Here is a 459-nt window from a genome sequence, read left to right on the forward strand (position 1 = left end):
AAACCAACGTCCTGGGCACGATGAATGTTCTCGAGGCAGCGCGACAGTGGGATACGGAACGCGTCGTGCACACCTCGACCAGCGAGGTCTACGGCACCGCGCTGACGATGCCTATCAAAGAATCTCATCCGCTGCAGGGCCAGTCACCATATTCTGCGTCGAAGATCGGCGCCGACATGATGGCCGAAGCCTATGCCAGGTCATTTGACGTTCCCGTCGTAACTCTGCGGCCATTTAACACCTACGGCCCACGCCAGAGCGAGAGGGCTATAGTGCCGACCATAATCAGGCAGGCCCTCGACAAAAACTGTTCGGCTATTATGGTCGGGGATACGAGCCCTATCCGCGATCTAACCTTTGTCGAAGACACGGCCGCGGCATTCCTGACCGCAGGCGTGGCGGAACTCAAATTCGGCCATGCCTACAATGCCGGAAGCCAGCGTGCCGCGACGATTGCAG

The 459-nt window shown here is 58.6% G+C and carries 1 protein-coding gene; it reads left to right on the forward strand.

Going from position 1 to position 459, the window contains the following annotated elements:
- A partial coding sequence (locus EN845_RS33880; protein WP_135931274.1) for a GDP-mannose 4,6-dehydratase occupies nt 1-459 on the forward strand: 459 nt, incomplete at both ends.

Source organism: Mesorhizobium sp. M8A.F.Ca.ET.202.01.1.1 (assembly GCF_004791595.1).
In the GTDB taxonomy this organism is placed as follows: Bacteria; Pseudomonadota; Alphaproteobacteria; order Rhizobiales; family Rhizobiaceae; genus Mesorhizobium.